We start from the raw sequence: 7,577 nt of genomic DNA, 5'->3' as shown, positions 1-7,577 counted from the left end.
ATCTCGACCCGGTCGATCTGCACGCCCCAGCCGATGGCCGGGCTGTCGATCATCAGCTCCAGGCCCTGGTTGAGCTTCTCGCGGTTGGAGAGCAGGTCGTCGAGGTCGCTCTTGCCGATGATGGAGCGCAGGGACGTCTGCGCCATCTGCGAGACGGCGAAGCGGTAGTCCTCCACCTGCACGACGGCCTCGGCGGCGTCGACGACCTTGAAGTAGATGACCGCGTCGACCCGGACCGTGACGTTGTCGCGCGTGATGCCGTCCTGCGCGGGCACCGGCATCGTCACGATCTGCATGTTGACCTTACGGAGCCGGTCCACGAAGGGCACGATCATGGTGAACCCCGGGCCGCGCACCGCGCGCTGCAGCTTCCCGAGCCGCAGCACCACACCCCGCTCGTACTGCTTGACGACGCGCGCCGCCGCCAGCACATAGACCGCTCCGGCAGACCCCGCGGTCACTCCCGCCGCCACCAGCTCCTCGACCATGCCGGCCCCCCAGGATCCGAAGTGGGCGTGTTGGGCGTCCACTTCGAAGGTAGCTCGCCCCCTGGAAGAGGGCGAGCCCCCGCCCGGAAGCCGGGCGGGGGCTCATCCTGCTGTGACTTATGTACGCGGTCCTCAGTAGACGCTGACGCTGTACGCGCGCAGCGCCTCGGTGACCGGCTGGAAGAAGGTCGTGCCGCCGGACGAGCAGTTGCCGCTGCCGCCGGAGGTCAGACCGAGCGCCGTGGTGCCGGAGTACAGCGGGCCGCCGCTGTCGCCGGGCTCGGCGCAGACCGTGGTCCTGATCATGCCGTAGACGACGTCGCCGCCGCCGTAGTTGACGGTCTGGTTCAGCGCGGTGACCCGGCCGCTGTGCGTGCCGGTGGTGGAGCCGCGCCGGGTGACGTTCTGCCCGACCGTGGGATCGGCGGCGCGCGTGATGTCCTGGCTGCCCACGGTGCCGGACTTGGTGATCGAGTCGTTGGTGTAACGGACGATGCCGTAGTCGTTCGTCGGGAAGCTGGATCCCGACGTGGTGCCGAGCACGGTGGTCCTCGCCGCGTTGGCCCACCACGTCGTCGCGCCGTCGGTGCAGTGACCGGCGGTCAGGAAGAAGTAGGTGCCCGCGCTGTTGCGCACGTTGAAGCCGAGCGAACAGCGCCAGTTGCTCGCGTAGATGGCGTCGCCGCCGGATATGTACTTCTGGAACTTGCCCGGGGTGCGCTGGATCTTCAGCGCGTCCGCGTTGGACCCGGCGGCCGCCTTTATCTCGGCGATCTCGGCCTTGGAGACCGTGCTGTCGGCGGTGACGACGACCTGCTTGGTCTTCGGGTCGACGCCCCAGGCGGTGCCCGCGACATCGGCGTCGAGCACGGCGTCACTGGCCTGTTCGAGCTGCGAGGCGCTGAAGGCCGCCATGCCGTCCTGCGCGTTGGCCGCGGGCACGGCGAGCGCTCCGGCGGCGACGAGCCCGGTGGCCACGGCGAGCAGACGGGTACGTCTCGCCGTACCGGCGTGGGGGATGGTGCGCTTGATCCTCACGTTGTTCCCTCCCGAGGGAAGTCAGTGGGTCCGCGTGGGTTGAGGACCCGTGAGGCGCAGCCAAAGAGCAGGCCCGGATTCCGGATACGCCGTGCCCCTGACAAGCGCTGCTCGGGAGTATTGGGGGGCGAGGACCGGCCGCACAAGGGCTCCTTTCGGCCGTCGACCGGCCGTCGTTCCGTCTCCCCCTGACGCCGCGTCAGCGGCCGATGAGGTTCCGCTCTCCCGCCGCGATCCCCGTGACCAGGGTGTTGCCGGGCGGCGGGAAGGGGCAGATGAAGTGGTCGGCGAAGGCGCACGGGGGCAGCAGCGCGCGGTTGAAGTCGACCGTGGTGCGCCCTTCGGCGTCGGGCGCGGCGGGCCGCAGGAACCGGAAGCGGTAGCTGGACGTGCCGCTGGTGGCGTCCGCGAAAACGGCCCAGAGCGAGCCATCGGCCTCGACGCTCACCTGGAGGGTGTGCTCGACTCCCCCGAGGCGGAAGGAGAGCGCACCGCCGAGGCCGAGGCCGCGCTCCTTGCCGTCCGCGTTGCCGACCGTGACGGTGCGGTCCTCGCCGTACGGCGTGAAGCGTCCGGGCACGGCCCAGCGCGCGTCGTACGAGGTGGCGTCGATGCCCTTGAAGGCGTGGCGCGTGGCGGCGTCCGGGTCGAAGTCGCGTACCGCCCAGAGCCCTTCGCGCCGGATGACGACGAGCCTGCGCTCGCCGTGCGCGACGCGGGCGGCGGCCGGGCCGCTGTCGGCGCCCAGCCGGGCCTCGCCGGTCAGGGGCTGTCCGTCGACGGTCAGACCGTCCTCGGCGCGGGCGGTCAGGACGACCGCGTCGGGGGTCTCGGCCCACCGTCCCGGGATGTCCGGGATCGAACCATCCGGATGGTCCGCGAGCCAGTGCGTGCCGGTGAGAGCGAGCGGCCCGTAGGGGGCGGCGACCGTCTCGGTGCGCTGTTCGTGCCAGTGCTTCCACTCCCGTACGGCGTCGGCGGCGGCGTTCTCGGAGGCCTCGGCATGCTCGGCGTTCTCGGTGCTCATGGTGATCAACCCTTCCATACGGGCTCGCGCAGCCCGAGGTGGGAGCGCAGCGTCGCGCCCTCGTATTCCGTGCGGTACGCGCCGCGCTCCTGGAGCAGGGGCACCACCTTCTCGACGAAGTCGTCGAGACCGCCGGGCGTGAGGTGCGGGACGAGGATGAAGCCGTCGGCGGCGTCGGTGCGTACGAACTCCGCCAGCTCCTCGGCGACCGACCGGGGCGTGCCGATGAAGGACTGGCGGGCGGTGGTCTCGATGACGGTCTGGCGGATGGAGAGCCCCTTGGCCTCCGACAGGGCCCGCCACTTCGCGGCGACGGCGAGGGGGTCGGCGATCTTCACGCGGCCCTGGGCCAGGTCGGAGGCGGGGTCCGGGTCGATGTCGGGCAGCGGCCCGTCCGGATCGTACGAGGAGAGGTCCACGCCCCACACCTGCTCCAGGGCGAGGATCGCGTTCTGCGGGGAGACCTGCTTGCGGCGGATCTCGGCGGCCTTCTCCTGGGCCTCGGCCGCGGTGTCGCCGAGGACGCAGGTGACCCCGGGCATGATCAACAGGTCGTCGGCGTCCCGCTCGTACTTCGCGAGCCGCCCCTTCACATCGGCGTAGAAGGCGCGGCCCGCCTCCAGTGTGCCGTGCCGGGTGAAGATCACGTCGGCGGCCGACGCGGCGAACTCCCGTCCCTCGGGCGAGTCCCCCGCCTGGATCACGACGGGGTGCCCCTGCGGGGAGCGCGGGGCGGTGAACTCGCCCTCGATGGTGAAGTGCTCCCCGTGGTGTACGAAGGGACGCGGCCGGCCCTGCGGCGTCCAGGAGTCCCACAGCTCACGCGCCGTCGCCAGGAACTCGGCGGCCCGGGTGTACCGGTCGGCCCGGTCGAGGTAGCCGCCGCGCCGGAAGTTCTCGCCCGTGAAGGCGTCCGAGGTGGTGACGATGTTCCAGGCGGCGCGGCCCGCGCTGAGGTGGTCGAGCGAGGCGAATCTGCGGGCCAGTTCGAAGGGCTCGTTGAAGGTCGCGTTGACGGTGCCCGCGAGGCCGAGCCGCTCGGTGACGGCGGCCAGCGCGGCCAGGACGGTGAGCGACTCGGGCCTTCCGACGACGTCCAGGTCGTGGATGCGCCCCTTGTGCTCGCGCAGGCGCAGCCCTTCGGCGAGGAAGAAGAAGTCGAACAGGCCGCGCTCGGCCGTGCGGGCCAGGTGCGCGAAGGAGGAGAAGTCGATGTGGGAGCGGGAGTCCGGGTCGGACCAGACGGTGGTGCTGTTGACGCCCGGGAAGTGGGCGGCGAGATGGATCCGCTTGTGTCGCTGTGTCATGACGGCTCCCCCGCGAGCGCGGCGTAACGGTTGGCCGGGCGGGCGAGCCCCAGGTGTTCCCGGAGCGTGCTGCCCGGATAGAAGGTGCGGAACAGGCCGCGGTGCTGGAGCAGCGCGACGGTTCCGTTGACGAGCCGCTCCAGGTCGCGGCGCGGCTCGACGGGCGTGAGGTGGAAGCCGTCGACGGCGCCCGCGCGGTACCAGTCGGCGATCAGCTCGGCCAGGTCGACGGGCCCGCCGCGGTACGCGGGGCCCTCGGCGGTCGGCAGCGGCCCTCCCCCATGGCCCGGCTCGGCGGCGCACTCACCGCCGCCGAGGTCGACGACGAGGGCGACGAGCACCCGCAGCGTGTCCGGGTCGCGCCCGAACCGGCCGGCGAGGCCCCGAAGTTCGGCCCGCGCGGCGTCGGCCTGGAGAGCGGAGGCGACGCGCACCAGGGCGACGTCCGCATGCCGGGCGGCGGTCTCACGGGCGGGTGGGGCGGTGGCGTCGACGACTCTCACGGGGTGGCCCTGCGGGGGCCGCGGCACGATGGAGGGGCCCCGCACCGAGAAGGCGCTCCCGGCGAAGTCGACGTGGTGCAGCTTGTCCCGGTCGATGAAGCGGCCGCTCGGCACGTCCCGGATCTCCGCGTCGTCCTCCCAGCTGTCCCACAGCCGGGCGGCCACGTCGGCGACCTCGCCGGCCTCGCGCCACAGCTCCTCGCGGGGCGCGGCGTGGCGCCGCCCGAAGAGCCGGGCCTCGGCCTCGGTCGCCGACACGTCGATGGCCCAGCCGGCCCTGCCCCGGCTGACCCAGTCGAGGGTGGCCACGGCGGCCTGCACGTGGAACGGTTCGGTGTGCGTGGTCGTGACGGTCGGCACGAGCCCGACGCGGCCGGTGCCGGGCGCGACCCTTGCGGCCACGGCGAGCGCGTCGGGCCCGGACCGGGCGAAGGAGTCGCCGAGCGTCACGAAGTCCAGGGCCCCGCGCTCGGCCAGCTGCGCCAGCTCGGTGTAGGGGGCGGCTCCGTGGACGCCGGGCAGGTCGATGGCGGCGGCGAGGTGGAGAGAGCGGCGGCCGGTGGGTGCGGTCATCGGGAGCAGGGGCCTTTCTCTGGGAACGGATGCCGGACGGCTTCCAGAGGGCCTGGCGTTCATCGCGCGGCTCCCAGGAGGTCGAGTACGGCACGCGCGGTGGCGTCGTTCTGCCGGAAGGAGGGGCTGTTGGTGCGTGGCCGGGTGAAGGCGCCGGCGCCGCGCGCGTCGGTGTGCGGGCCGAGCGCGAAGCGGCGCGGGTGCGGCACGCCCGCGCGGTCGAGGACGCGCCCGTCGGCGGGGTCGACGGCGAGCAGTCCCGCTCCGGTTTCCGCGGCCCCTTCGGCGTACAGGGCGCGCAGCAGCGGGTCGCGGGTGCGGGCGAGCGTGGGCTGCGGCAGCCGCGCCTCGACGAGGGCGCGGGCCTCGGTGACCTGCCCCGGCAGCGTGGGGCTCTGCGCGCGGAACGCGCCGCCCTCGGCGGCCACTTGCAGCTCCGCGCCGAGGAAGCGCACCACGCCCGCGTGCGAGAGGGCGAGCAGCTGCCGCAGCCGGGGCCCCGGCGGCCCGGACGCGAGGGAGCTGAAGAACCCGTGCCACCACGTCCCCATGTCGCCGAGCCGCGTCAGCTGCCCGTAGACGGAGAGGAGTCCGAGGAAGACCGCGAGGTCGGGGCTGTGCTCCGGACCGTGCCGGCGTGCGAGGTCGGCGGCGATGTGGCCGCGCAGGCCGTCCTGGAGCGCTTCGTACGAGGTGTGGCGCACCCCGGCCAGCGGGTGGTCGAGCGCGGTGAGGTCGAGCCGGTCGGCGGGGTCGGGCACGGCGGAGGCGACGAGGGTGTCCAGCTCCGGGCTGCCGGGCGCGCAGACCTCGTACTTCTCGTCGAAGTCCGTCCAGGCGGTGCCGGTGCGCTCGGGGTGCGCGGTGAAGAGGCGGTGGTAGTGGGCGAAGCCCAGCTCCTTCTCGATGAGCGGCCACACGTCCCGCCGGAAGTCGAATCCGCCGGTCCTGGTGAGGAGTCCGTCGATCTCGCCGGGCCCCAAGTAGCGCGGCAGGGGCGGGCGTACGCCCGTCCAGTCGTAGCCGATCTTGGAGTGGTAGGGGACGCCGCGCCGCGAGCCGACGTACAGCACGGGCTCGCGCCCCGAGGGCAGATACCGCTCCCCGTCGTACCGTCCGCCGCGCCCCTCGGTGAGCAGCACCATCAGGTCGACGAAGGCGAGTCCGAAGCCGCGCACGATGACAGGTTCGCCGGGGGCGAGCCGCGTGAGGTCGATGTCGGCGGTGAAGTCGGGCGGCAGGTGCACGAGCCCGTTCCGTTCGGCGTAAGCCGCCAACGCGGCCTGCTCGTCGTCGAGTTCGGCGTCCTGGTGACCCTGGGCGAGGACGACGGCGTCGGCGGCGAGCGGTGCGTCGACGCCCTCCAGCCACACCTCCTGGCGGCCCGTGCGCTCCCCGGTGACGCGCAGCGCCCTGCGCCGGTGGTGGTGGACGACGGCACCGGGCGGCATCCCGGCCACGGCCTTCTCGTACACCCAGCGCAGATACCGGCTCTGCTCTCGGCGGCTGACGAAGGTGCGTCCGTCGAGCCCGGACCACTCGTCGAGGGAGGGGCCCGGCAGGACGGGCCCCGCGACCTCCACCGTCTCGTCGGTGAACATCGTGACGTCCTTGGCCTGCGAGTTCATCCACAGCAGCGGCGACTGGTCGTGCCGCCAGACGCGGCCGCCGCCCGGCGGATAGGGGTCCACGAGATGTACGTCGATCCCCGGTCCGCCGTAGAGGGACGGCGCGTTGGCGGCGATGCGCTCCAGGATGCCGGTGCCGCGCGGCCCGGCCCCGACGATCACCAGCGAGTGCCTCATCGGGCACGCTCCGAGCCGCGGGCGTAGTGCCGCTCGACGTAGCACTGGCCGACTCCGAGCACCGAGGTGACCACGACGTGCCAGATGGTGGCGACCATGAGCAGCGGGATGACCTGGCAGGTGCGGTGGTGGACGAGCTGCACGGAGTGGAGCAGGTCCTGCAGCCAGAGCGTGAGCCCGAGGCCGCGCAGCACGGACGCCGTGGTCGTCCACTGCCCGGTGCGGGGCCGGGTCACGATGCGTGGCGTGGAGGCGGGGGGCGCCGACGGTTCTTCGGGAGGAGGGGCGGTCGCGACTTTGGCGACGGTGCCGGAAGAGGACATGCGGAAGGCTCCGTGGATGCGGAAGATCGAGCACGGTGGCGCCTTCACACGGAACACGGAACGCGGACCGAGCCCCTCAGCACGATCCGCCTCCGAGATTACGGGGCGGTTCACGCGCGCTGTCAAGGCTGTCCAGGATGTGAGCGTTACGTCTCACGGCAGTTGACGCGGATACGGATGCCTGTTCCACTTGCCCCATGCATCCGCAGCAGTGGCTGGTCACGCGCTCCCACATCGACTTCGGTCGAGTGTGGTCGGCGTCTTGTTGATGTCCTCCTGAGCCGACCCCCTGCGCCCCACGCACCACCCGAGCCCGCTTCGCGTGTGCTGAGCCCACTCCGCACACGCTGAGCCCGCTCGGCGCGCCCGGGTCGGCCCCCGCGCTCTCAGCGCTTCCACCTCAACGCCCGTGCCACCGAGCGCCGTTGACGCCCTCACCTTCACACGCGAACCTCACCGCTCCGCCGCCTGCCGCGAGCGATGACACCCCTCCCCTCGTACGTCCGCTTCACC

The 7,577-nt window shown here is 72.6% G+C and carries 6 protein-coding genes and 1 pseudogene; all 7 read right to left on the bottom strand.

Features of this window, described 5'->3' with window-relative positions:
* The coding region (locus tag ACWDZ7_RS37505) for an SPFH domain-containing protein (protein ID WP_451803228.1) at positions 1–488 on the bottom strand (488 nt) is incomplete at its 3' end.
* 132 nt (positions 489–620) lie between these two features.
* Positions 621–1,526, bottom strand: a complete 906-nt coding sequence (locus tag ACWDZ7_RS37500) for a S1 family peptidase (RefSeq protein WP_451803225.1) — start codon at positions 1,524–1,526, stop codon at positions 621–623.
* A 199-nt stretch (positions 1,527–1,725) separates the two neighbouring features.
* On the bottom strand, positions 1,726–2,553 hold the full coding sequence (locus tag ACWDZ7_RS37495) for a DUF1684 domain-containing protein (RefSeq protein ID WP_451803224.1): 828 nt from the start codon (positions 2,551–2,553) through the stop codon (positions 1,726–1,728).
* A 5-nt stretch (positions 2,554–2,558) separates the two neighbouring features.
* Positions 2,559–3,860: an NtaA/DmoA family FMN-dependent monooxygenase gene (locus tag ACWDZ7_RS37490; RefSeq protein WP_451803223.1), complete on the bottom strand. Its 1,302-nt coding sequence runs from the start codon at positions 3,858–3,860 to the stop codon at positions 2,559–2,561.
* Complete coding sequence (locus ACWDZ7_RS37485; protein WP_451803222.1) at positions 3,857–4,936, bottom strand: LLM class flavin-dependent oxidoreductase; 1,080 nt, start codon at positions 4,934–4,936, stop codon at positions 3,857–3,859. The genes ACWDZ7_RS37490 and ACWDZ7_RS37485 overlap by 4 nt, the downstream gene beginning before the upstream one ends.
* A 59-nt stretch (positions 4,937–4,995) precedes the next feature.
* Entirely contained in the window at positions 4,996–6,741 is a 1,746-nt protein-coding gene (locus ACWDZ7_RS37480; protein ID WP_451803221.1) for an FAD/NAD(P)-binding protein, read from the bottom strand.
* Positions 6,738–6,905 (bottom strand): annotated as a pseudogene (locus tag ACWDZ7_RS37475) (amino acid ABC transporter permease); the annotation flags it as partial. The pseudogene ACWDZ7_RS37475 and the gene ACWDZ7_RS37480, both read right to left, overlap by 4 nt.
* Between the last annotated feature and the right edge of the window lie 672 nt (positions 6,906–7,577).

The organism is Streptomyces sp. NPDC003032 (assembly GCF_053591415.1).
Note: the sequence above shows the minus strand (reverse complement) of the source record. Positions and strands in the feature narration are given on the sequence as shown.

Excerpts from the sequence above, each read along its gene's own strand:
- ACWDZ7_RS37480 (WP_451803221.1), bottom strand. The coding sequence starts at position 6,741 with ATGAGGCACTCGCTGGTGATCGTCGGGGCCGGGCCGCGCGGCACCGGC.
- ACWDZ7_RS37485 (WP_451803222.1), bottom strand. The coding sequence starts at position 4,936 with ATGACCGCACCCACCGGCCGCCGCTCTCTCCACCTCGCCGCCGCCATC.
- ACWDZ7_RS37490 (WP_451803223.1), bottom strand. The coding sequence starts at position 3,860 with ATGACACAGCGACACAAGCGGATCCATCTCGCCGCCCACTTCCCGGGC.
- ACWDZ7_RS37495 (WP_451803224.1), bottom strand. The coding sequence starts at position 2,553 with ATGAGCACCGAGAACGCCGAGCATGCCGAGGCCTCCGAGAACGCCGCC.